This is a genomic window from Mesorhizobium sp. 43Arga, assembly GCF_053714255.1.
The window spans coordinates 1-24,518 of sequence record NZ_JBSKBO010000024.1 but is presented as its reverse complement, the minus strand read 5'-3'; the positions used below and the strand labels follow the sequence as shown (position 1 = coordinate 24,518).

Genomic DNA, 24,518 nt, shown 5'->3' with positions numbered 1-24,518 from the left:
ATGGAAGGTTCCATAGCCAGCCGCGCCAGGCTTCCGCGTGCGACGCAAATGGCCGTCGCTACGCTCGACACCAACCCGCGGATGAGGCGACCGCCACGCGAGCCCGTGCCGCCGCCGTCTCCCCTCCACCAGCTCGTCGTCACCCTGGCGGCGAGAAAGTGGCTCTTGCTTGCCGTCGCCCTTCTGGGCGGCATTCTGGCTGGCCTCGCGGGCTTTGCTCGCCCGGTGCTGTTCGAGGCGACGACGCAGATCATCATCGACGCCCCAAGCACCGGTACTGCGAACGCCGCGGCGATCGCTCAGGACTCGCTGGATTCGAGCATCGATGACCATCTGACGATGCTCTCGTCGCAAGCCCATCTGCGTCGAGTTCTCACGGCGCTGCGCCAGCCGGAGGCTGCCGACGCCGCCGGAAAAAGCGGCATCAGCGCCGTCCCGCCCACCGCAGGCTCGTTCGTGAGCGATCTGTTGAGCCGGATCTGGTCGAAGGGTGGGCCTGCCGCGGAAAGTCCGGAAGCTGTGGATGCAGCTGCGCTGAAGACGCTGCGGAGCGGAATGAGGGTTGGACAAGAGCTGCGCTCGCGCGTCATCACCATCGGCTTCACCGATACCAGTCCGGTACGTGCTGCGCTTGTCGCGAACACATTCGCTCAAGTGTATATCGAGGATCTCGTACAGAAACAGCGAGCATCGGATCAGCGCGAACTGGAATCGCTGGTCGCCAGCCTGCCGCAGGTGCAAAGGGACCTGGTTGACGCGACCGATCGGCTGGAGACGTACCGGCTGACGCATGGCGCCGTTGATCAAAGCGCGGCCAACAACGCGGCCAATGAGACAGCGGAGCTTGGCCGACAGATTTTCTTGTCGAAGGCCAATCTTTCCGCCTCGGAATCGCGCCTTCGCCATATCGAGGACCTGCGAAAGGCGGGCGCCCCTGTATCGGCCATCGCTGAAGAAATCGCATCGCCTGTATTGGCCGACCTCGTGGCACGTCAGTCGGGTGCCGCTGCGGACGGCGATCTGGGCACGGCGGTGACGCGTGAAATAGAGCAGGGCATCGCGCGCATCGCCGCCGAGGCAAATGTGTACCGCGCCCAGGTTGCGGCTCTCGAGGACCGCAAGAGGGTGCTCGACGCGGCCGTGGCCGACACTGCGAGCCAGCTTTCCGGCTTGCGTGCCCTTGAGCCGCAGGTCGCCATCGTGACGCAGCACTACAACGGGCTCCTTGGCCGGCAGCAGGACCTGATACGGCGCATCGCCGCTCCCTCGCCAGGTGTAGCGATCCTGTCGACGGCATGGCCGCCGTCAAATCCCAGCACCCTGCCGAGAATTTTCCTGGTTCCACCCGGCATGATCGTAGTTGGTCTGATGGCGGCGGTCTTGATCCTAGTCCGCAACATGTTCAACCAGACCTTGCGCAGCGAGGCTGAAGCCGAAGCCGAGCTTGGGATCCCGTGCATAGGACTGCTTCCCAAGGTTTCGGGACTCCATGCAAGGCAGCTGCGGCATCTGGTTCTGGGCCAGCAGAACTCGCCGTTCAGTCGGGCCGCGACATCCCTTCTGGTCACCGCGGCGCCAACTCAGGGAAGGGGGCAGCCGCCCCATATGATCCTCGTGACGTCCAGCATCCTGGACGATGGCAAGACAGAGTTGGCGTGGAGCCTGGCGCTGGCGGCAACGCGACTGGGAGGAAGGGTGCTTTTCCTCGACCTCGACCGCAAGGACGCGCGCCTCACGAACGAGTTTCGTGGCGAATTCGGCACCATCAAGGCTCACAACTCATTTGGAGACTATGTGAGTGAACGCTGCGTGCTGCAGGATGCAATCACGAGAATGCCAGAAATCGGCATCGATCTGATGGCCGCTCCTGCACCTTCGGATGATCTGCTGACGCTTCTGTCCACGGTCGACAAATCCCAGTTCAGCGAAGAACTTCTCTCGGTCTACGACATCGTCATCATCAACGGGCCGTTGGGACTCGGAGGCCCCGAAACCAGGCTTCTGAAGCGCTGGGCCGATGCAGTGCTTTTTGCCGTTCGCTGGGCCAAGACGAGGCGCAGCATCGCCCGTGGTGTTCTGGAGTCGCTCAGGGCCGGTGGATCCGTCACCGTTCCAGTCGGGAGTGTGCTCACTCAAGTGAATTTAAAGATGCATGCCGGCCATCGGCTCGGGGATAACGCTGACCTGTTGTTGGAGAGGGTCTGATGAGGACCGTCTCCGCTCTTCAAAAGTGTCACGGGGAACCAAGTGCGTTCCCGCAATCCGGCCTGCCCCAGCATGATCATTGAATTTTTCGGACCGCCAGGATCCGGCAAAACAACATTTGCGCATGCGCTCGCCCAGCAGTTGCGCGGGAAAGGCTATCACGCCAAGGTCGCGCTCAGCTATAAGCCCAGCACCAGGGCCGGCAGCTTCGACCTTGGAATCTATCTGTTCGTCTCAAGAATAGTATCGGCAATATTTTCGACGGCAGGAATATTGCTTTCCTCTGTGGGGCGATTGGACGAAATTTCCAGTTCGGTGTCGATAGTGAGGCTGATACCGCCAAAGAAACGAATCTGGCACGCCCGGATCTGGCGATATATCTTGCACCTTTCGCGTTGCTGGAACGCTGCGCAGCAATCGCCAGAAATTATCATATTCGATCAAGGATACGTTCAAGCGATCGGATCGCTGGCGATGTTCAATGGGGGCACCGACCGCGAAGCGCTCAAAAAGGCGCTCAGCCTCGCGCCGCCGGCCGATCTCACCGTCAGGCTGGTTGTGCCGTCTGCGGTCGTGGAGAGTCGCCTCCGACATCGGATGGAGCACGAGCCGCCGGCGGAACGGATTCTTGAGGCCGACTTGAACGTGAACATGAGCGCCTTTGAGGTGTTTGAATCTATAGACGATCTCCTGGCGATTTCTGGCCGAAAAGTCTTTTCCGTCGAGAATGCCGACAGTCAATCGGGGCTAAAAAGTATTTGTAAGATCGAGAAGCAAATCATTTCCGCGCTTTCGCGGATGGATAAAGGATTCGCAAATAGAGGCCAAAGAGGAAGCGTACCCGTTATGGATGCTGGATTTGTCGATAGTCGCGCGTCTCGAAAGTCTCCGGGCCATCCCACGGGTGTTCTTCCAATAGCCACACCTCGGCGAAATAAGGACGTCGGCTCGCGGCTCGCACGGGCGAGCGTCTTTGCTCTCTTGATCTATATTGGAGGTGCTGGGCTGACCAGCCTTGCACAGCTGGCCATTGCGCGCCTCATCGGGCCCCGCGACTACGGGATCTATGCCTACGTTCTCGCCTGGACCTCCGTGCTCGCCTATCTGGCGACGCTTGGGTTCAATGTGTCGTTGTTGCGTTTCGTGCCGGCCTATAGAGCCAACGGCAGGCTTGATCTGGCGCGGGGGGTGATAAGATTCGCCCTGCAGAGATCGCTTCTCGCCGCGACGCTGTTCGGGATGGCGGGAGCTGCCCTGGTCCTGTTCTTTTCAGGGCAGGCGCAGCCGGATCACGCACAAAGAGGACTAGAGATAAGCATCGTGCTGGGGATGGCGGCCGTACCCTTGATTACCGCTTATGCCATTGGCGCTACGCTGGTGCGTGCTTTCGGCGGCGTCGTCTCGGCGTTGTTGCCGGAGCGCATCGTGCGAGACGGACTGCTGCTGATACTTGTGGCGATCATGGCCAAGTCCGGATTGTGGGTGGTGCACGCGCCGCAGGTGATGCTGGCGGTGCTGACAAGTTCCGCCATCACGGTTGGGCTGGTGTTCATCACCGCCAGGAAGTTCGAGCCACCTGGCCTGCGGCAGGCTCAGCCCACTTACGAACCGCGGGGATGGTGGCTTGCCGTCCCTCCGCTCATGCTCATCACCGGTCTCGATGTTTTCGTCAGTCGGGCCGGCGTGCTGGTGCTGGGCTGGACCAACCATATCCGTGAGGCCGGAATATTCGCCCTGGCGTTGAACGTGGCGATGCTCGTGGGGCTTTCCCGCATCGCGGTCGCCACCATGTTTTCACCGACAGCGGCCGACCTGCACGCCAGAGGCGATCAAAAAGGCCTGCAGGAGCTGTTCGCGCGGGCCACCTTATTGTCTGCGGGCGGCGCCATTGCGGTGGCCATCCCCATGATGGTGATTGCCGAGCCGTTCTTGAGCTTCTTCGGGGAGGGCTTCGCCGCGGGAGCGCCAATCGCGCGGGTTCTCATTTTGGGCTATGTTTTTGTTGCGCTGTGCGGGCCTCAGCAGAATCTGCTAGCGATGACCGGAAACGAATGGGCCGCCGCAACGACCATGATTGCCGGTGCGACGGCCAACATCATAGCCTGTGCCGTGGGCGTCGAGATCTATGGCCCTATCGGCGCGGCGGTCGGTGTCGCGCTTGCTTTGGCCATCTGGAACGTTGCCATGGCCGTCTATATCGGCAAGCGACTGAAAATCCTGCCTGGCCTTGTATTTGCCCTGCTCTCGATCAGGCCAAGCGCGATTGGCGGCCAACAATGGAGCTGGCTATTGAGGACGGGCAAATGACGGTAATCCATGCGCCGATTCTGGTCATGCCAGCAGTGAACGAAGGCCCGGACGCATTGATCGGCATTGCGGCGAGTGGGCTCAGGCCTCTCCGAGGTGGCTGAAGGCACAAGGTCCGAGGTGTCGACGTTCACCGACTCTCGACAACTCCCTGCCTGCAGGGCCTTCATGTTCGTTTTAACGGCTATGTCCGTCATTTGAAGGATGCATGAGTTCCGCGCCCGCGTCACGGTGATGGGGCAAGCTGCGGAGCATCCATGGAACAAGAACCAATGGCGGCGGCCACGACGCCTCCGATGAGCCATTGGTCCGCAGGATCAAGCCCTGGCGAGCTTAGCCGACGCGAAAACCTCATTTCGGTCCAGGTCCTGCGCGCCGTCGCCGCCACTTCGGTTGCGCTACGTCACGCCCAGCATGATGCTGCGACCCTGGAACTGGAAGCCGGCCGCACCTTTCAGGCCTGGGATCCGATACCATGGAGCGCCGGTGTCGATATCTTCTTCGTGATCTCTGGCGTGATCATGGTGCACACGTCTCGACAGCTGTTCGCCAAGACGGGTGGCGCGCGTCTCTTCCTTTCCCGCCGGCTCGCCCGGATTGTCCCGCTTTATTGGACGGTCACCACGCTCTACCTTGCCGTGGCGTTGCTCGCTCCCTCGTTTCTCAACCAGAACTACATCAATTTCAGGTTTGTGATCGAATCATACTTCTTCATCCCGGCCACTCGCCCTGACGGCGTCGTTCAGCCCCTCTACGAACTGGGTTGGACGCTCAACTATGAGATGCTTTTCTACGTGTTGTTTACGGCGGTGATCGTGCTGCCCATGCGTTGGGCCGTCACGGCCCTGCTCACGACCCTGGTGGGGATGGTGTTGGCAGGCTATCTCGCGGCGCCTTTGCCAGAGCCATTCGCGTTCTGGACCGATCCGATCGTCCTTGAGTTCGCTTTCGGCGTGACAATCGGGATCATGCGCGCCTCCAGCCTGCGGCCCTCCGGTTTCATCAGGGCCTGTGTCGCTGCAGCGGGGCTGGGCGCCCTGATGCTCGCGGCGGCATTTCCCGATATCTCTATGGGCCTTGCCCGCCCCGTTGTTTATGGCATCCCGGCATCTCTCATCGTCTGGAGTGCTGCCTTGGCGCCAGGTGAGTTGAGGCATGAAAGCCTGGCCGCGCGATGGGGCGCCGGCGTGGGCGACGCGTCCTATGCCCTCTACCTGCTGCATCCATTCGTGATCCGCGCCACGCACGTCTTCTTCTGGCGAACAGGCTTGATTTTGGTGCTCGGCCCGTGGGCCTTTATCGCGTCGGCGCTGGTGGTCACCTTTGCTGTGGCACTCATCACCTACCGCTTGTTCGAGAAGCCGCTGACTCGCCGCGCCCGACGCCTTTTGGGAGCCGGGCCCAGCACCCGACAGCAGCTTCGTCTATTTCCGGTGACGGCGTATCCCAAGACAGACTGAACGAGCACGGCGGCCTTGCCGGCGAGGACAGGGCGAGCGCCACCCGTTCGCATTGAGGCGTGAAATCCCATGGGCCTGGGCAAACGAACCGGCGTTGTCTGCTGGTCGCCACCGGCCTCTCGTGGTCTCGCTTATACCTGAACGAACGCTCGTTCTCGGCCGACGGGGCTTGCATGGAAATCCCGATACCATTCCACGAAACGTTGCACGCCATCCTCGAGTGCCGTCGCCGGCGCGAAGCCGACAGCGCGGCGGAGATCGCTGACGTCGGCGCGGGTTTTCAGGACGTCACCTGGAGGTAAAGGCACGTTGACGCAAACGGCGCGGCGGCCAAGGGCAGTCTCGATGATCGCGATCAGACGGTTGATTTCTTCGGGCCGGTCATTGCCGATATTGTAGATCCGATATGGCGCCGAACTGGTGGCGGGGTCAGCCGCGCTGCTGTCCCAGTCCGGATCCGGACGAGGCGGCGCGGCGAGCACGCGGACCACCCCCTCGACGATGTCGTCGATATAGGTGAAATCTCGCCATACGCGACCGGCATTGGCAATCTCGATCGTCCGCCCCTCGGCGATGGCATGGGTGAACGTATACACCGCCATGTCGGGCCTGCCCCAGGGACCATACACGGTGAAGAAGCGCAATCCGGTCACCGGCAAGCCGAACAGGTGGCTGTAGGAATGCGCCATGCATTCGTTTGCGCTTTTGGTCGCGGCATAGAAGCTGACCGGATGACTGGCACCATGGTGCTCTGAAAACGGTATGCTTCGATTGGCGCCGTAAACGGAACTCGACGAGGCATAAACGAGGTGGCTGACGCCGGTGTGCCGGCAGCCCTCCAGAACATTGAGAAACGCGACGATGTTCGACCGCACATAGGCATGCGGATCGGCGAGCGAATAACGCACCCCGGCCTGGGCGGCGAGGTGCACGAAGTGCGATGGCTGGAAATCGGAAAACAGGGCTTTCACCAGCGCCTGGTCCGCCAGGTCCATCCGCATGGGGGTGAACCTCGGCTCGGCACGGAGCTGCGCAAATCGTGCCTCCTTCAGCCCGACGTCGTAGTAGGGCGTAAAATTGTCGACGCCGATAACGGCAAGGCCGCGCCGCAAAAGCCGCAACGCGACATGAAATCCGATGAATCCGGCGGCTCCTGTGACGACGATCGGCCCCGCGCCTGCAAGTTTCAATACAGCATCATCCGGCCGTGTACGGGCGGTATCAGCCAGCTTGTGGACTGTCGAATTTGTTTCGACCATGGCAAGTCACTCCAACTACGAGATTCCGCGCCGTGCCCGAGTTTGATAGCGCGTCGAAAGGGTGGAGATGGCGCCGCGAGTTTTACAATCTGCGCAACCGCGGCCGCAGAATGCGCGGCCGCGGTGCCATGGCACATATTTTGGTTTGCTGAATCCGGGCGGGCTCTGGCGCCCGCCGAAATCGCAATTTCACGGCAGGACCGAAATGCGCCCCAGAAGAGCCACCAGTTCTGCCTGGCGCCGTGTTTCGGTCTTGGCGAACAGCGAGGCGAGCTGGGAGCGGATCGTCGTGCGGCTGAGATGCCAGCTGCGGGCGATCTCCAGGGGCGCATCGCCTTGCGCCAAGCGCAGCGCAAGCTGCGTTTCCGCGCTGGTCAAACCGAACATCCTCTGCAAGGTCTGAGGGTTGGCCGCCGACGTGTTCTCCCGGTCCAGCAATGCGACGATGCATGTCCCGTCGGGTGTGACGACGCCCGTCTCGTTCAGGATCACAGGCCTGTCGCCTCTGCTGCGGATCACCACCCATGAGAGCGATCCCGGCTGGAAATGGACCGGAACATTCGCGACCAGTCGCCTTAGCCCCGCGGACAGCTCGACGGCCGTGTCGGCCGCTTCGCCCTGGCGTTCAAGCGTGTCCTTCGCAGCAGCGTTCCATTCGATTACTTTCCTGTCGCGATCCAGCACGAGGTAGCCGCAGCCGATGCGGTCAAGCATGCCGGTTATGGATTCCAAGCTGCGTCGCTGCGGCACGCCAGGTCTGGCGTCCGGTCGATCCGACAGGTTTATCGGACGTGCGTGGCGAACATCCTTCAGTACAATGTATTGGCTGACCGCAACGGTATCGTTGCGCCTCTCGATCAGTGTCATCGCTTCTACCCCAACCCAAGTTGCTACCGACCCAAGTAAATGTTGCGTGATTTACTGTCTTTGAACTCTGCCTATCGACGAGGCATGCACTCCTTTTGCTTGATTTCGACAAAACTGGAGAGATCTGCGGAAAGCCGTTCCGCAGCGTTCGTCCAATATGCCTTCCTGATTGAGCCCTACCGATCGTGATTCTACTCGCCGGCAAAGGCGTGGCAATCCGGCAGTGGTATTAGGCTGCCCGGTCCAGGCCTAGTCTCGACGAACTAGATAGAAGGTTGTAGTCTGGCGCATGGGTTCGTACCTGCGCTGGCTCAAATCGAACGTGTCAAGCACCCCGTTGGCTCATGTAGCTTCGCTATTGGTGCTTGCAGGATCGATAATACTCGAAGCGATAAATACAATATATGTCAACCAGGGGGTGACGTTTATTGCATTTGTCCCCGTAATTATTGTTATAGTATATCTCGAAGGACGTTTAGTTGCCGTCGCCGCGACGGTTCTCATGGCTGCTGCCGGCTTGTGGATGCGACGCGTCCTGAACGCCCAACTCTCTGCTGAAGATTGGACGAGCGCCATCTTCCTTCTGGTCTCGGGTGGCCTGATCGCGTCCGTGTTCCACCGCCTGCGACAGGATTTGCGCGGGGCGCTCGAGGTTGCTGAGGCGAGGCTCGCTGCCGTCGATGCAGCCGAGAGCCGCTATCGTTGGGCCTTCGAGCGCGCCGCCTTGGGTTTTGCAAATGCCAATCGACGCGGCGAACTGTTGCAATCGAACAGACGTCTTTTTGAGATGACCGGCTACGGAGAAAAGGAACTTGCCCAGCTGAAGCTGGAAGGGCTCGTTCTTCCCGATGATCGAGATGCCGTGCGGGCTTTGTTGAAAGATCTGGATAATGGCGCCGCGTCGTCCGCTGCCGATATTCGCGTGCTGCGCAAGGACGGGAAGGCATTCTGGGCCCGTATGGCCCTGTCCTCGTCGAGACCTGACGAGGCATCCACCGAGAGCGTGTTCGTGGTGGTCGACGATATTTCCGAGCGACGGGCCGCACGCGAGGCCCTTCGGGCTCAGAAGGAATGGCTCGATCTCGCTCTGTCTGCCGGCCGCCTGGGCACGTGGCGAATAGATGTCAAGGAGGGGACAGTCGCGGGCTCCGGCAAGTTCTGGGACATTCTCGGCCTGCCCTCCAAGCCCGTCCGCCCCTTGGAAGAACTCTCGGCCGTGGTCCATCCGGCCGACTGGCCGAAATTGGCTGCCTCGGCAAAACCCTCGTCGGCGGCGAACTACGACGTCGAGATTCGTGTCAGGCGGACGGATGGGCACATACGCTGGGTCGCTCTGCGCGGACGGCAGGAAGAACATGGCGACCGCGCGGTGCGCATCGGGGTGGCGGCCGATCTGACCGAACGTCGACAGACCACGCTTCTTCGCGCCGCCGTAAAGAAGCGCGAGCGCATCATGCTCGAAGACCGCCATCGGTTCAGCAATCTGTTTCCCGTGATCACGGCCCTGGTAAAAATGATCAATGTTCCCGAGAACGACGTTGCCAAATACAAGGAGATGCTGATCGATCGGATCAGGACACTGGAAGCGACGCATCTCATCCTGTCTCGTCATACCAGCCTGTCGGGGATGCTCCACGATCTCGTCGCTCAGGAGTTGCAACCCTTCAAGGAGACACGGGACATAACGATCAGCGGCCCCTCACTCACGGTGCCAAGTGGCGTCGCCGAGAGCTTTGCGATGATCCTTCACGAACTGACGACAAACTCCGTGAAACATGGCGCGTTGGGTGACTCTCAAGGCAAGGTCGAAGTTAAGTGGCAATTCGCATCCGATGGCGCAGGGGACGATCTCGTGTTCGATTGGGTGGAAGCGGGACGCCGGAAGAACTCAAACGTCGTGCGCCACGGGTTCGGGTCCATGATAATCGGCGTGGACGGCACGCCGCTTGTCGGGCATTCGCCGAAATTGGAAATATCGGAATATGGACTGCGATATTCGTTGCGGTTATCGCGCAAGGAAATTGAAAATTGAATTGTCGTGCATACCGCTGTGAAAGCGACCTCGGATTTGGGAGCTGACCGGTCTCATATGACGCGCTTAAGTTTATTCCAGCATGCCGGGCCGAACGGTACCGGCGTCGGGCGGCAATCATCAGCCCACATTTCTCGACAGCCAGGTTTGCAGCAAAACGGCTGCTTCAGTCCGGTTCCGCACGCCAAGCTCGCGCAGAATGGCGGCGGCATGGATTTTCGTTGTCGCTTCGGCAATATCCAGATTGCGGGCGATCTCCTTGTTCGAATACCCTTCCGCCATCAGCTTGAGGACGTCCCTTTGCCTCGATGTCAGTCTGCCAAGATCGCTTGAGCCCACGCGCTGACGGATAGGATTTTTCGCCGAGGTCAGGGCGGCATACGATCTCTGGTCGGCAGACGTTCGAGACAAGAGTGCTGGTACATAGATCCGGCCCGCAAGGATCTCGTTTACCGCCAGCACGACTTCTTCGTCTTTCTGCGATTTGACGATGTAGCCGTGAAGCCCGATCGAAAGGGCGGTCAGGATTTCCGAGCGGGAATCGTCCCCGGAAACGATCGCAAAGCGTGTGTCGGGATACGCGGAGAGAACGTCGCTGAGCACCTCCTGGTTAAACAGCCCAGGCATGTTCAGGTCGAGGATCGCAAGATCGATGGAAGCCTGCTCCTCTAGAAGATTGACCACGGCATCGAAACACGAGGCCTCGAATATTTCGGCGCCTGGAATTCCAGCCATAAGTGCCAGCCGAAGCCCACGCCGATACAAGCCGTGATCGTCGGCGATGACGATCCGATACATGTAACTACCCCAACCCGTTACGCGGTTCCCGACGAGAATATCCCCTGGAACCTCCCGTTCCTCTATGATGTTTGTAACCGCAGTGATCCCTGAAGTCGTGGCCAACCGCTGGTCATCACATCACCGTGATGTTCGCAGCGTCCCAACCCACGCACATCACGCATGGCTAATATAATACTAATTTGCGGCGATCTCCCATTAGTTTTTTTAAACGCTGGCGCGGTGCTGCCCGCCAAACGATGCCGAGTGCCAGTCTCCGATGTCCGAAACCAATATGCGGCGCAGCGTTTTGATGCCGGCACCTGCGCTCGCAGGCCGGTTCCGGCACTTGGCAGATCGCCGCTTTTTGAACGCAGGACTCATTCGGCTTCGTTGGTCTCATGGTCAGGTCCAGATCGCTTGGTTCCGTCCTTGATCTCTCGGTTATCTAATACCGGAAACGCTTTGGATCGGTGCCATTCGAATGCACGACGACAGCCGCCCCGGCTGTCACATACCCTTCGAATATGATGTTCGGATTGCCGCCGAGGGTCGAGCCGGATTTGACGGGATGTCAGGGCCGGGTGGACTCGAACACGAAAATGCCCGGACACAGCCAACTGCAAATCAGGAGGATCGGATGAAAGCGGTGATTCAATGTGGCGGGATGGGTACGCGCCTTCGGCCGTTCACGTCGGTCCTGCCGAAACCCTTGATGCCGATCGGGGCCCGGCCTGTTCTTGAGTTGCTTCTGAAGTGGCTGCGGCGCAACGGCATCGAAGAGGTCTATATCACGACCGGCTATCTCGGGCACCTGATCCGCAGCGTCTGCGGCGACGGATCGCAATGGAATCTGAAGATCAGATACACGCAGGAAATGGAGCCACTGGGCACCATTGGGCCTCTCTCCCTGATCAGGGATGAATTGAACGACACATTTGTCGTGCTCAACGGCGATGTTCTTACCGACCTGAGCCTCAGCCGGTTCGTGGCCGCGCACCGCATGCATAAGGACCCGGTTACGATCGCCACGGCCTGTCGCCTCATCAAGATGGACTTCGGCGTCATAGACGAGATCGACAATGCCGTTCAGCTGTTTCGGGAAAAGCCGACGCTTTCCCACCTCGTCAGCATGGGAATCTACTGCATGAACCCGGATGTCCTGCGGTTTATTCCCTCCGGCATCCCATTTGGGTTCGATGACCTGATGCTGCAGATGATGCAGGGCGGCACGACCGTGCACGTGTACAAGCATGACGGTCTCTGGCTCGACATCGGTCGCGTCGATGACTTCCAGAACGCGCAGGCGATTGCCTGGGAAGAGCAGTCGACCTCGATCGAGGTTGCAGCCGCGGCCGCATGAAAATCCGGATGCAGAGCGCAGAACCCACAATAAGGATTGTTAGGAGGTCAAGATGCTCTTGGTGAGCGCCCCGATCCTAGGCGTACCGGAGAAGGCAGCCCTGTCAAAGGTGATTGACAGCGGCTGGCTTACCATGGGGGAGCAGGTACGCGCATTCGAACTGGCCTTTGCCGACATGCATGGCGCGGAGGATTGCGTGGCGGTCAGTTCCTGCACCGCGGCGCTTCATCTCATCTTGCATGCACTGGGAATAGGACCTGGCGACGAAGTACTGGTCCCATCGCTGACTTTCGTCGCGACCGCGAATGCGGTGCTCTATGTCGGCGCGACTCCGGTTTTTGTCGATATCGAGTCGGTCGACGTGCCGTTGATGTCGCTTGCCGAAGCCGAAGCGCGGTGCACACCACGCACAAAGGCGGTCATTCTCGTTCACTTCGCGGGCTATCTCGCCAATCGGGAACACTGGCAGCGGTTCGCCCGGGTTCGAGGACTGCATATCATCGAGGACGCCGCGCATGCGCCCGGCCTGAGGGAGGTGGGAACATTCGGCACCGCGGCTGCCTTCAGCTTCTATGGCAACAAGAACATGACAACGGCGGAAGGGGGCGCCGTAATCACCCGTGACCCCGATCTGCTCGTCAGAATCCGCCAGGCCCGCGGGCACGGAATGACCACCGGGACACATCAACGGCTGAACAGTCGTACCCCGCAATATGATGTCACGATGCTGGGGTTCAATTACCGCATGGACGAGATGCGGGCGGCGATTGGGCTGGTCCAGCTGCAAAACCTGCAAGAGTGGAACGAGATCAGGCGTATCCTGGCGGTCCTGTACCGGCGCCTCATCGCAGAACATTGCCCGGCCGTGACCATTCCATTCAGCGAACCCCGCACGTCGGCTCACCACATCATGCCGGTCCTCCTGCCGCGCTACGCGAGGCGGCAGGAGATTATCGACGAATTGCGGACGCAGGGGATACAGACCACGATTCACTATCCGCCGGTGCACCAGATGACGTTCTATCGCGAGCGTTACCCCGACGTTGTCTTGCCGCGTACAGAGGACTTTGCTCAGCGAGAGCTGACAATCCCATTGCACCCCCAGATCACTTCACCTGTCGCCGAAGCGGTTGTGGCTGCACTCGCAAGCGCACTCAACGGCGGCGCCCAAACAGGAACTGCCGCATGAACGCGTTGGATATTTCCCTTCACCAGCGCTTCGTCTCATGCCCCGCTCACGGCTTGGCGAGACGCTCGATCGATCTCGCGGTCGCGGGCCTCGCGACCATCGTATTTGCACCGCTGATGCTTTTGATCGCCGGAGCGCTTCTGCTCGAGGGCGGTGGCTCGATCCTGTTCGCACAGACCCGCATGGGCGTTGGTGGCCGACCCTTCCGCATGTACAAATTTCGCAAGTTCGGCGTGAACTGCGATTCCCAAGGCCTCGCGCTGACCGTCGTGGGCGACAGCCGCATGACGACGGTGGGCCGGTTCCTCGCGGCTACAAAGTTCGACGAACTGCCGCAGCTGTGGAACGTCCTGAAAGGCGAGATGGCGATCGTCGGGCCGCGACCCGAGAGCATGGCTTTCGCCGATTGTTTCCGGGGCGGCCTCGAGGCCGTCCTGCAATACAAGCCCGGCCTGCTGGGGCCAACCCAGGTTCTCTTCCGGCACGAGGCGCATTTCTTCCCCCGATCGGCTGATCCGATCCAGTTTTATCGGGAGGTCATGTTCCCCGCCAAAGCCAGACTCGACCTCTCCTACTATCCGCGGCGCACCATCGTCTCCGACATCGTGTGGATGGTGCGTGGCGCCCTGGCCGTTGTCGGCTGGGTTCCATCACGGCCGGTCGACGTATGAATCGCAAAAGGAAAGCGCTCCAGTAAACCAAGGGAATGCGCAGTCATGAGCTACAGTGGAAAGAAAGTTCTGGTGACAGGCGCGGATGGATTTATCGGTTCGCATCTCACTGAAGCGCTCGTCCGCAACGGCGCGGATGTCACGGCTCTGGCGCTCTACAATTCCTTCGACAGCCATGGATGGCTGGACGATTTGCCGGACAAGATCCGCGGCCAGCTGAAACTCGTCCGCGGTGACGTCCGCGATAGCGCGTTCCTGAACCGGATCGTGCGCGGCCAGGCCGTCGTGTTTCACCTGGCGGCGCTCATTGCGATTCCATATTCCTACGCGGCTGCCCAGTCCTATGTGGAAACCAACATTCTGGGCACGGTGAATGTTCTTGAAGCGGCGCGTCAATGGGAGACGGAGCGGGTGGTGCATACCTCCACGAGCGAGGTCTATGGAACCGCCCAGACCATGCCCATCCGCGAAACGCATCCATTACAGGGACAGTCACCCTATTCGGCATCCAAGATCGGTGCCGACATGATGGCCGAGTCCTACGCCAGGTCGTTCGATGTCCCAGTGGTCATCATGCGGCCCTTCAACACCTATGGTCCGCGCCAGAGCGAGCGCGCCATCGTGCCGACCATCATCCGGCAGGCCCTCGATCCGAAGTGCCAGTCGATCATGGTCGGCGATACAAGCCCGATCCGCGACCTGACCTTTGTGGAAGACACCGCGGCAGCCTTCCTGACCGCAGGCCTGGCCGGGCTTGAATTTGGCCACGCCTACAATGCCGGCAGCCAACGCGCCGTGACCATCTCCGACGTATTGGATCTTGTCCTCGAAATGAGCGGGTCCAAGAAACCGGTCCATCGTGACGAAGGCCGTCTGCGGCCGCAAAATTCGGAGGTTCGCGCCTTGCTTGCCGATTCCTCGCATTTTGAAGGCGAGACTGGGTGGAGGGCGCAGACCAGCCTGCGCGACGGGCTGGAGCGAACGATCGCATGGTGGCGCGCGCGCCTCAGCGAAGGCCGGGTACGGCGCGAAATGGGTTACATGACATGACCCTGCTCCGCCGGCACATGTTGGCGCTGCTGCTGGTTGCCGGTGCCATATTCCCCAATATCTACATGGCCGGTGGCCGCGAAAGCAGGGCATCGCAACAGTCGGCCACATCGGTGGTGAAAAACCTGCCGGGCTATCTGCGCGAAGCAACGGATGCGTGGTCCGGCATGATTTTCGTACGGATCACCGAACCCGGAATTCTCGGCCTGGCGGGTGTCTGCGGGAAGAAATACTGCACCCACCGTTACTCCAGCGCACAGGCCTGGAATGCTGACCAGAGCCTTCTCCTGATCGTCAATGGTTGCGGTGGCATGTGCTTTCTCGACGGGCACAGCTACGTTCCATTGTTCCATCGCGATCGCTCGACTGAATGCGAATGGCATCCCAAAGATCCCGAGTTGATGATCTGCGTTGCAGGCCGGCAGATTTCGACCTGGGCGCCACGCACCAATCACGAGGACATCGTGTTCGCGTCGACAGCCTACAGCAAGCTTCAGTTCGGGCCCTACAAAGGCAATCCGAGCCGCGACGGTAATCGCATTGCGGTGCGTGCAACGCGCAATGACGGCAAAGCGGTGGTCTTTGGCTACGATCTCAAGCTGCGGCAGAAATTCCCAGATATCGATCTTGCCCAGCTTCCAGGAACCACCGGTTCCTGCTCGATCTCCCCGCTTGGGATCAACATCGTGTGCTCACAGCTATTGCCGGACGGCAATGAACCGAGCTTCATCTCTTCCATCGACGGCGTCTTGCGCCAGAAGTGGATGGAGCACCACCGGCCTGGCCACGGCGACATGACGGTCGATGTCGACGGTAGCGAAATCTACGTCGGGATCAGCAAATCGGATCCCGACAAATATCAGGTGATCAAGCGCCGATTGGCCGACGGCAAGGTCACCTCGCTGATGAAATATGGCGAGGCCATGCATGCGTCGCTCAGGTCCCTGGACAGGCCCGGCTGGGTGTTCCTGACATATGGCGGGACGCGAGCCGAAGTATCGCAGCATCCGGATTGGGCGCCTTACGCGCAGCAGGTCATTGCGCTGCGCATCGACGGCAGCGGGGAGGTCCGCAATATCGTGGACACGCAGAACCCCCACTTCGACTACTGGAGCGAGACGCATGCCTCGCCGTCGCCAGACGGCTCGCAGGTGGTCTGGTCGAGCAATTGGGGTGTGCCGGGTGGCCCGGTATACGATTTCGTTACCCGAGTTGAGTGGCCGTCGGAGCCGGTGCCGAACCAGAAGGAGATTGTCGCAAATGGCCTTCAGTAAACGAACCGTTCTTGCCGCGGTTGCGGTGATGTCCCTGACATCGATGGCCGCCGCGGGCGAAGCCGAGCCCTATCAACTGTCACCTGGCGATACCGTCGAGATTGGGATAGCGCCGATCCCGGATCGAGCGCAGCGCGCCGTGGTCCAGATGGATGGCAATATCGCCCTTCCCGAAGTCGGGATGATCATGGTCGCAGGCCTGACGGCGTCTCAACTGCAGACGCGCATGCAAGCGCTTTTGCCGACCAAGATCTTTCACGTGCGTCTGGCCGATGGACGCGGGCAGATGGTTGTCGTCAAGCCAGACGACGTGACCGCCATCATCGTGGACTATCGTCCAATCTACGTGATGGGCGACGTGCTCACCCCGGGACAACAGGCTTACCGTCCGCTCATGACCGTACGGCAGGCGCTTGCCGTCTCCGGCGGCTTCAGCCTTTTGCGGTCACGCGCAGGCCAGACAGGCCCCGATCCAGTTGATCTCAGGCGCGATTACGAGACACTTTGGGGGGATTACACCAAGGACTATTTTCACGCCGCCCGTGTCCGCGCCGAACTTCAGGGCCAGGCGGATTTCGACAAGCAGACGCCGCAGGGTTCACCTTTGTCGCCCAGCGTCGGAGCCGCGATCGCCCAGGCTGAAGCGGACGGGCTTAAGATTGCGCTGAGCGATTTCCAGCAGGAACAGGCCTTTCTTGAGAAGGGCCAGAAGGATGCGGCTGATCAAATCGAGGTTTTGCAGAAGCGCGAACAGGTCGAGGCCGAGAGCGTGAAGGCGGATCAGGAAGACCTGGCGAAAGTAACCAAGGCGTTTGATGCAGGCAATCTGACCAACAACCGGCTCGCCGATGTCAGGCGCGCCTTGCTTCTGTCGTCGAGCGGTGCGCTGCAAACCACGGTTGAGCTCATGAGAGCGCGGCGCCAGCAGGAGGACTATGTCAGGCAGCACGAACGCAATGACAATCAAAAGAGGATTGCCTTGCTTACGGACCTGAAAGACACCAACGCGCGGCTGGCCGATGTCACCGCCAAACTCCACGCCGCCAGCGAGAAGCTGCAACCGACCGGCGCATCCACCCAGCCATTGCCGATTGCAGGCGAAACAATCCGGGCTCAGGTCACGATCGTCCGCAAGGTCCGCGATGAATGGCGCAAGCTATCGGCTGACGAAGATACGATCGTGATGCCGGGGGACACCGTCGAAGCCAGGTTCAGCAGCGATCTGCAAAGTGCGGCGATCCAATAGACCGCCTCAATCGCAGTCCGACAAAAAATGAGTTGGGGGAGTTACTGTTCGATCGGGCAGTCGGACACAACCGCACAGGAGATCCCGGTGAGGCTCAATTCCAGGCAAGGGGTGAAGCCGGCGCCGACGAGCGCGGCTCAAATGGCTCAGTCGGCTTTCGATACGCCCTCAGCAGCGCGGTTTCCGCAAGCCAAGCCACGGACCGGTCAGCCCGGAATTTGGCACGAACTGACGTCCAACCAGCAGATCCACACGCAGGGCGACCGGGTGTCGGATGACTACAGGACCAGTCATTGTGCGCCGGGCTACGGCGCGCATTACAACAAAACGCACGAGTCCGGCTATTATGGCGCGCTCTGGGAGAAAATCGAAAAGCCCCTGATCCTGGATGTTCTTCGCCCAATGGGCGGAGCCGACCGAAACTGCCTCGATTTCGCATGCGGAACGGGTCGCATCGCCAATGTTGCAGCCGGGCTCTTCGGCGAGGTGGTCGGCGCCGACATTTCCAAATCCATGCTCGACTGCGCGCAAGTTCCGCCCAATGTGAGACTGCTTCACATCGATATGACAACGCAGCCCTTCTCCGAGACCTTCGACGTCGCAACGGCCTTTCGCTTCTTCCTGAACGCAGAGGATCAACTGAAGCGGGATGCGCTGAAGGCGATAAATGAGCATCTGAAGGATGGCGGGCGACTTGTGTGCAACGTTCACATGAATGCGACTTCGCCCATCGGCCTGGTTTGCCGGCTGCTCAATCTGTTGTTTGGACGCACAGTTCGCCACACGCTGAGCGTAGCGAGGTTCAAGGAACTGCTGACCGCGTCGGGGTTCGTTGTCGAGGAGATGATACCGTACGGCTATCTGCCCCGGCCGGGAAACCTCTTGCCCGGGGTCTGTGAAGCGTTGATGGAGCCCTTCGAGAAGGCGTCCAGGACCCTTCGCGTTCCTGGGCAACTGGCGCAGCATTTCCTGGTTGTCGCGAAGAAGCGCTAAACGGAATCGCACACTCGAAAGGCACCGTGAAAACGGCCGGGCAGCCACTTGCCGGAGGAGCGACTCATCCCTCGAAAGGGACGGTGCGGTGTCGCTCGCACCGCGTGGAACGCGACCTCCGCAGCCTTCCAGTACACCTCAAAACGGCAGTTTTCCCCCGATTTAACGCGTTAAATCGAGGATTCTCGGCTTGGTGCCACGATTTTGCTACATTTTGATTAAAGGCCACGTACGTTAGTGGGGCGTAATATTTGAAGGCAAAGAGGGATACGCTCCTGAAAACCCAAAAATTGTGCCTGGCCAGTGGCGCCAGCGAGCTTGCGCAACGATTTCTCACCGGAGGTCGCAAGCGATGAGCTCCGGAGGGATACATTCGCCCGATCTGCGTGGCGCCATGCTTGGCGCCGCACCCGGGCTGGTAGGCGTCGGCGTCTTCTCGGCGGTCATAAACCTTCTCGCTCTGACCGGCTCCGTCTATATGCTGCAGGTCTACGATCGCGTTTTGCCATCGCAGAGCGTTCCGACGCTTGTCGGATTTACGATCGGAATGCTGGGCCTTTACGCTGTCTACGGATTGCTGGATTTCGTGCGGCTTCGCCTCCTGGTTCGAATAGGCAACCGTCTCCATAAGAATCTGCAGCAACGAGTGTTCGGCCTCTCGCTGTCCTTGCCGCTCATCGGCGGGCAGGATGCGAACCGGATACAGCCGCTGCGTGATCTGGATCAGATCCGCGGTTTCCTTTCAGGGTTGGGACCGACCGTCATCTTCGACGCGCCGTGGATACCGTTCTATCTGCTGATCATCTATCTCCTGCATCCTGCGCTCGGTCTGCTGGCCACAATCGGTGCGATTATTGTCGTGCTGCTCACAGTGATCGCGGAAATCTTTGGCCGCGCGTCTTCGGCGCGCGCGTCCGAGACGCTGGTGTCGCAACGCAATCTTGCCGATTCCGGCCGCCGCAACGCGGAGGTTGTGCGCGCGATGGGCCTTTCCGGGCGGCTTGCCCGCCGCTGGAGCGAGATCAATCACGCCTATCTCACGCACCAGGAGCGGCTTTCCGACATTGTCGGTGCCACCGGCGCGCTGTCGAGGGCGCTGCGGATGGCCTTGCAGTCCTCTGTTCTGGGACTGGGTGCCTATCTCGTGATCGGCGGGGAAGCGTCGCCGGGCGTGATCATAGCATCCTCGATACTGCTGGGCCGCTCGTTGGCTCCGGTTGACGCTGCGCTGGCAAACTGGCGAGGCTTCGCGGCTTTCCGGCAAAGCTATTCCCAACTGGCAAAGGCGCTGGCTGCCGTCGGTGGGAATGAAGACGTCATGGAACTGCCGCGCCCGCAGGCGGTGCTTGCGGTCGAGGACCTGACAATAGCACCGCCGGGCCAGCAAAAACCAACAGTGGCCAATGTCAGCTTTCAACTGTCTGGGGGCGCGGGAATGGCCATTGTCGGCCCGAGCGGGTCTGGGAAAACGACACTTGTGCGTGCGCTGGTGGGCGTGTGGCAGCCGCTTCGCGGAATGGTAAGGCTGGACGAAGCCTCTCTCGACCAATGGAGCCCGGAAGAGCTTGGCGCCCACATCGGCTACCTGCCGCAGGACGTCGAGTTGTTTGACGGGACGGTTGCCGACAACATTTCGCGATTTGGCGGCAAGGACGACGCCAAGGGCGTGCTGGCAGCTGCCAAGACCGCGGGCGTCGACAAGATGATCATGCGGTTGCCGAACGGGTTTCAAACACGCGTAGGCGAGGGAGGAGCAGCCTTGTCGGCCGGACAGAGGCAACTCGTCGGGCTCGCCAGGGCACTTTATGGCGACCCGTTTCTGGTCGTCCTCGACGAGCCGAATTCAAACCTGGACGTCGATGGCGATGCCGCCCTGGCCGGCGCCATCCTGGCGGTGCGCCGACGCGGAGGCATCGTCATCATTGTCGCGCACCGTCCTTCTGCCCTGACCAATATCGACAAGGTACTCGTCATGTCCAATGGGATGCTTCACTCCTTCGGCTCGCGCGAGGAGGTCCTGGCCAATGTCATCCGGCCCTTCCCTTCGCCAGCCGAACGGCCAGCGCCTTCGCCAGCCGAACGGCCAGCGTCGGTTGTTTCGATGCAGAAAGGGGTGAGCGGTCATGCTTGAGGTGCTGTTTCATGTCTGATGCGACGATGGTTTCGTATGCTCCGTTCGATGACGGGAGCAGAAGGGCCGAGGCGAATTCGGCCGAGGCGCGGGATGATATCAGGGCCAACCTGATCCTGGGCGCCTCGGTCACGGCCATGTTGATTGTCGGCGGCGGGCTTTGGCTCGGTTTGACCAGGATCGCCGGCGCGGTGATAGCGCCCGCCACCGTGGTGGTCGAAAGCAACATAAAGAAGGTCCAGCATCTGACCGGCGGCACGATCGGCGGCATCTTCGCGCAAGATGGGGATCATGTGCGGGCTGGCGATGTGGTGGCCAGGCTGGACGACACGCTGACGCGAGCCAACTTGCAAATAATCAGCGAGGATCTTGATCGTGCAACCGTCCGGCTTGCACGGCTGGAGGCTGAGCGGCAGGGCCTGCCGGAAATGCAGCTTCCGTCCAGCCTTCAAGAACGGATGGGCGACCCGGAACTGGCTGCACTGGTGAGAGGAGAGCGCACCCTCTTCGAAAGCCGAGCAACGGCGTTGACGGGGCAGAAGGCACAGTTGCAGAGCCGCTCGAAGCAACTTGAACGCCAGATCGATGGCCTCAAGGCGCAGCAGGCCGCGGAAGACCAGTCTGTGGCCCTGCTGGACGGAGATCTAGGCGACGTCCAGGCGCTTTTTACAAAGAAGCTAGTGTCCAAGGAGCGACTGAGCAACATCAGACTGGATGCCACCCGAGCGCACGGAGAATCAGGACGCCTCGCAGCGGCGGTCGCTGAGGCACAGGCCAAGGTTAGCGAGACCGAATTGCAAATCCTTCAGCTGGATGAGCAAAGGCGCAGCGAAGTAACGAGCGAACTTCGTGAAACGGAAGCCAAGCAGACCGAACTCAGCGAGCGCAAGGTCGTGGCGCAAGACGAACTGACCAAAACCAACATCAGCGCCCCGCAATCGGGAACGGTGCAGGAATCGGCCATCCACACAATCGGCGGCGTAATCGCTCCTGGGGAGGTGATCATGATGATTGTCCCCGACACCGACAACCTCGTCGTCGATGCGCTGATCCCCCCGTCGCGCATAGATGACGTTCGTCCAGGCCAGCATGTCTCGATCCGGTTTCCGGCTTTCGATGCCGGCACCACACCGGCCTGCCAGGGATCGGTCAAGCGCATCTCGGCGGATCTGATCAAGGACCAACAAAAACAGCTTTCGTATTTCTCGGCGCGTATCAATGTCGAGAACAAGGCGGCCTGCCTGACCGATGCCAAGGTGCTCAAACCCGGCATGCCGGCGGAAGTTCACATAAGCACCGACGAACGCAGCGTCTGGTCCTATCTGCTGAAGCCTCTCACGGATCAGATGTCCAGGGCCTTCCGCCAATGAGATGACGAACTGTTGGAAGCGAGCCGCAAATACGATCGGCTCTTCCTCCTACGATGCGCTGAGCGCTCTGCGACGAACGCGGCGAGCGGTACGCGCCGTTCGTTCCGCCGTCACCGGAATCTTGGCCACATCGTTCTTATGCGGCAAGGCGTTCGCGGTGCCATGGAGCCTCTCATAGGGCAGCAACTCCCTGATCCGGGCGTTGACCGATGCAATTTCGGCGCGCAGGTCTTCGCATTCCTGCCGGCGGGTATCGAGTTGTATCTGATCGGATGCCTGCTGCAGCGAAAGCTGTGAGAAATTGGCGGTTATCTTCGAAAGGTTCAGCTTGTCGGTCTCGGCCTCCTTGGTGAGGGCCGCCAACCTTTCGTCCGCCACCTGTTTTTCCGCCACGGCGTCGCTCCATTGAAGCTTCAGCCTGGCGATTTCGGCCGAGGCCTCGCTGTTTGCGTTCGATGCGAGCTCCAGTCGCGATTGGAGGTTCTGAATTTCGGAGCGCAATCCTCGAATCTCGGCCCGGCTGCGTTCGAGCCCGGCATCCTTTTCCGCCTCCATGATCCTGGCGGTTTCCGTTACTTCCGACAATTTGGCCTGGGTGGCCTCAAGCGTGGTGTGGAGCCGTATCGCTTCCTTTTCGCTCTTGCCAAGTGCACCGAGCATTTCGGAATTTCGCGCGGCTTCGTTGGCATGGATCGTGGAGAAGGCGTCCAGCCTGTTCCGCGCCTCGTCCTCCCGTTTCAGCGCCTTTTCCAGGTCGATCGACAGGCTGACATTCTTTTCACGCAGCACTTTGTTCTCGCGCGCACGCCTGTCGGCCTCGACGGTCGCGGCGGCAAGCGTGTTTGTGAGGTCTCCGAATTCCGCTTCGTTTCTTGCGTTGGTGTTCGCGGCCTCCACAAGTTCCAGCCTTGCCGCGGCCAATGCGCCGCGAAGCGCCTCGCCGTCCTGAACCAGGCTTGCCTCGCGCTGCTGCAAAGCCTCCACCATGCTTTCACGCTCATGCTGCCTTCGGTTCAGATCAGTGAGCTTGTCCGACAGGCTCCTTTGCTCTGCGGTCAGGTTTAGATTGGCCAGCTCCAGTTCGTTGGCGCGCAGAATGTCGGCGTGAAGGATGTGAAAGAAGTCAAAGGCCAGCTGATGCGTGCTGGCGATCTCGGACAGTTTCGCGTTGATCTCCTCGAAATGGAGTTTCGCATCGCGAAACAGCCCGTCAAAGGAACTCAAGGCAGCCATGCGGCTCTGCGTATGAGAGGTCAGCCGTCGCACGGGTTCGGGAGCGCCGGCATCTTCGGTGCCAGCCTCATCCCCGGTTTGCGCGCCGTTGTCCTGTTCGCCGTTGTTGTCTGGTATGGGCGGCTCGTCCGCGGCATCGTCCTTCGCCAGCGCTGGCAGGTCATCCAAACCAAGGCACTCGTCAACGGCATTGGCCAAGTCAGCTTCGAGATCCTCGAATGACTTCTCCACATTGTTGTCGGCACGTCTGATCAGATCCCTGAACTTCATGCCCTGCATCCCCTTCCGTACGCCAGGACCGAGCAAGGCGTGGACTGAGCTTCCTTCTGTATCGAGAGATCAGTTCCGCGTCTTCGTGCAATCAAACGATGCCAGGCGCTAGCGATTCAGCGCTTTAATGGCAACGATTCCTCGATTTTGGCGGTCGCCGATCACCTCCATCCACCTTGTGACCCATGCCAGGATGGCTTTTGCGTCGGATGGTCCTTCTCGTGTTCATGTTGACGTCTTTTGTGGCGTGGATCCCAGCGCCGCTCGCTTGCCGGCACGCGAGGCAGCCGGGAGCGCTTTCGCGTGTAAGCCCCAGACAGATCAAGCGGCCCGACAGCCTCTTGTAGGGGGGCATCAGGCGGCCGGGCCTAACCGGCTGTTGGGTGTGTTTTGGTTTGCCGGCTGTCTCAACATGCGCCCCGGCCGACCGACGCGCATCATTCGAACGAACTGTTCGTCGGGCAGCTTCACGCGGCCACCGACGCAAACTTCGCCACCCGGACCCTCATGGGCCACTTCGCAAGCACGACGGTTTCCGGCCGCGATTAAGGCCGTAGGCTCCTTCAAATGAACGATCAGCCCGTAATCAAGGAGGGATATCGTGGCGTCTACGGTGACAAGGCCGGAATTCTGCAAGTCAGGGGCAAGTCATGTGCGGCATCGTTGGAATCGTCGGTCACTCGCAGGTCGCGCCGCTCATCCTCACCACGCTGAAGCGGCTGGAATATCGCGGCTATGACTCGGCCGGGGTGGCCACCATCGAGCATGGCGAGCTCGCCCGCCGCCGCGCCGAAGGCAAGCTGGTCAACCTCGAACGCCGG

At 60.4% G+C, this 24,518-nt stretch carries 17 protein-coding genes; 13 read left to right on the top strand and 4 right to left on the bottom strand.

Annotated elements, in window-relative coordinates; genetic code table 11:
- From ACWGS8_RS34100 to ACWGS8_RS34090, 3 genes are all read left to right on the top strand, one after another.
- Entirely contained in the window at positions 1–2,205 is a 2,205-nt protein-coding gene (locus ACWGS8_RS34100) for a GumC family protein (RefSeq protein ID WP_454585035.1), read from the top strand.
- Between the two features lie 72 nt (positions 2,206–2,277).
- Complete coding sequence (locus ACWGS8_RS34095) at positions 2,278–4,512, top strand: oligosaccharide flippase family protein (protein WP_454585034.1); 2,235 nt, start codon at positions 2,278–2,280, stop codon at positions 4,510–4,512.
- Positions 4,513–4,769: 257 nt separating this feature from the next.
- A complete protein-coding gene (locus tag ACWGS8_RS34090) occupies positions 4,770–5,972 on the top strand; it encodes an acyltransferase family protein (RefSeq protein WP_454585033.1) in 1,203 nt (400 codons plus the stop codon).
- A 131-nt stretch (positions 5,973–6,103) separates the two neighbouring features.
- On the opposite strand, the gene ACWGS8_RS34085 is transcribed toward ACWGS8_RS34090, so the two are convergent.
- Both ACWGS8_RS34085 and ACWGS8_RS34080 read right to left on the bottom strand, forming a co-directional pair.
- Positions 6,104–7,162 carry an NAD-dependent epimerase/dehydratase family protein gene (locus ACWGS8_RS34085; RefSeq protein ID WP_454585041.1) on the bottom strand — a complete coding sequence of 353 codons (1,059 nt, stop codon included), beginning with the start codon at positions 7,160–7,162 and terminating at the stop codon, positions 6,104–6,106.
- Positions 7,163–7,420: 258 nt separating this feature from the next.
- Positions 7,421–7,945: a helix-turn-helix transcriptional regulator gene (locus ACWGS8_RS34080; RefSeq protein ID WP_454585032.1), complete on the bottom strand. Its 525-nt coding sequence runs from the start codon at positions 7,943–7,945 to the stop codon at positions 7,421–7,423.
- A 442-nt stretch (positions 7,946–8,387) separates the two neighbouring features.
- On the opposite strand from ACWGS8_RS34080, the gene ACWGS8_RS34075 reads away from it, so the two are divergent.
- On the top strand, positions 8,388–10,130 hold the full coding sequence (locus ACWGS8_RS34075; RefSeq protein ID WP_454585031.1) for a sensor histidine kinase: 1,743 nt from the start codon (positions 8,388–8,390) through the stop codon (positions 10,128–10,130).
- Positions 10,131–10,250: 120 nt separating this feature from the next.
- On the opposite strand, the gene ACWGS8_RS34070 is transcribed toward ACWGS8_RS34075, so the two are convergent.
- A complete protein-coding gene (locus ACWGS8_RS34070) occupies positions 10,251–10,928 on the bottom strand; it encodes a LuxR C-terminal-related transcriptional regulator (protein WP_454585030.1) in 678 nt (225 codons plus the stop codon).
- A 619-nt stretch (positions 10,929–11,547) separates the two neighbouring features.
- Here ACWGS8_RS34070 and ACWGS8_RS34065 point away from each other — a divergent pair.
- The 9 genes from ACWGS8_RS34065 (at position 11,548) to ACWGS8_RS34025 (ending at position 22,194) form a co-directional block, all read left to right on the top strand.
- The gene (locus ACWGS8_RS34065) at positions 11,548–12,270 is read left to right on the top strand and encodes a nucleotidyltransferase family protein (RefSeq protein ID WP_202355961.1); all 723 of its coding nucleotides are present in this window, start codon (positions 11,548–11,550) and stop codon (positions 12,268–12,270) included.
- A 52-nt stretch (positions 12,271–12,322) separates the two neighbouring features.
- Entirely contained in the window at positions 12,323–13,459 is a 1,137-nt protein-coding gene (locus tag ACWGS8_RS34060) for a DegT/DnrJ/EryC1/StrS family aminotransferase (RefSeq protein WP_454585029.1), read from the top strand.
- Positions 13,456–14,130, top strand: a complete 675-nt coding sequence (locus tag ACWGS8_RS34055; protein WP_454585028.1) for a sugar transferase — start codon at positions 13,456–13,458, stop codon at positions 14,128–14,130. The genes ACWGS8_RS34060 and ACWGS8_RS34055 overlap by 4 nt, the downstream gene beginning before the upstream one ends.
- A gap of 45 nt (positions 14,131–14,175) precedes the next feature.
- Positions 14,176–15,180: an NAD-dependent epimerase/dehydratase family protein gene (locus tag ACWGS8_RS34050; protein ID WP_454585027.1), complete on the top strand. Its 1,005-nt coding sequence runs from the start codon at positions 14,176–14,178 to the stop codon at positions 15,178–15,180.
- Complete coding sequence (locus tag ACWGS8_RS34045; RefSeq protein WP_454585026.1) at positions 15,177–16,454, top strand: hypothetical protein; 1,278 nt, start codon at positions 15,177–15,179, stop codon at positions 16,452–16,454. Before ACWGS8_RS34050 ends, ACWGS8_RS34045 begins: the two co-directional genes overlap by 4 nt.
- Positions 16,441–17,700: a polysaccharide biosynthesis/export family protein gene (locus ACWGS8_RS34040; RefSeq protein ID WP_454585025.1), complete on the top strand. Its 1,260-nt coding sequence runs from the start codon at positions 16,441–16,443 to the stop codon at positions 17,698–17,700. Before ACWGS8_RS34045 ends, ACWGS8_RS34040 begins: the two co-directional genes overlap by 14 nt.
- Positions 17,701–17,787: 87 nt before the next feature.
- Positions 17,788–18,693, top strand: a complete 906-nt coding sequence (locus ACWGS8_RS34035; protein ID WP_454585024.1) for a class I SAM-dependent methyltransferase — start codon at positions 17,788–17,790, stop codon at positions 18,691–18,693.
- A 352-nt stretch (positions 18,694–19,045) separates the two neighbouring features.
- Positions 19,046–20,824: a type I secretion system permease/ATPase gene (locus ACWGS8_RS34030; protein WP_454585023.1), complete on the top strand. Its 1,779-nt coding sequence runs from the start codon at positions 19,046–19,048 to the stop codon at positions 20,822–20,824.
- A 26-nt stretch (positions 20,825–20,850) separates the two neighbouring features.
- Positions 20,851–22,194: an HlyD family type I secretion periplasmic adaptor subunit gene (locus ACWGS8_RS34025; protein WP_454585040.1), complete on the top strand. Its 1,344-nt coding sequence runs from the start codon at positions 20,851–20,853 to the stop codon at positions 22,192–22,194.
- Between the two features lie 48 nt (positions 22,195–22,242).
- Here the strand turns inward: ACWGS8_RS34025 and ACWGS8_RS34020 are convergent, their stop codons facing one another.
- Positions 22,243–23,697, bottom strand: a complete 1,455-nt coding sequence (locus ACWGS8_RS34020) for a hypothetical protein (protein ID WP_454585022.1) — start codon at positions 23,695–23,697, stop codon at positions 22,243–22,245.
- Positions 23,698–24,518: the final 821 nt, after the last annotated feature.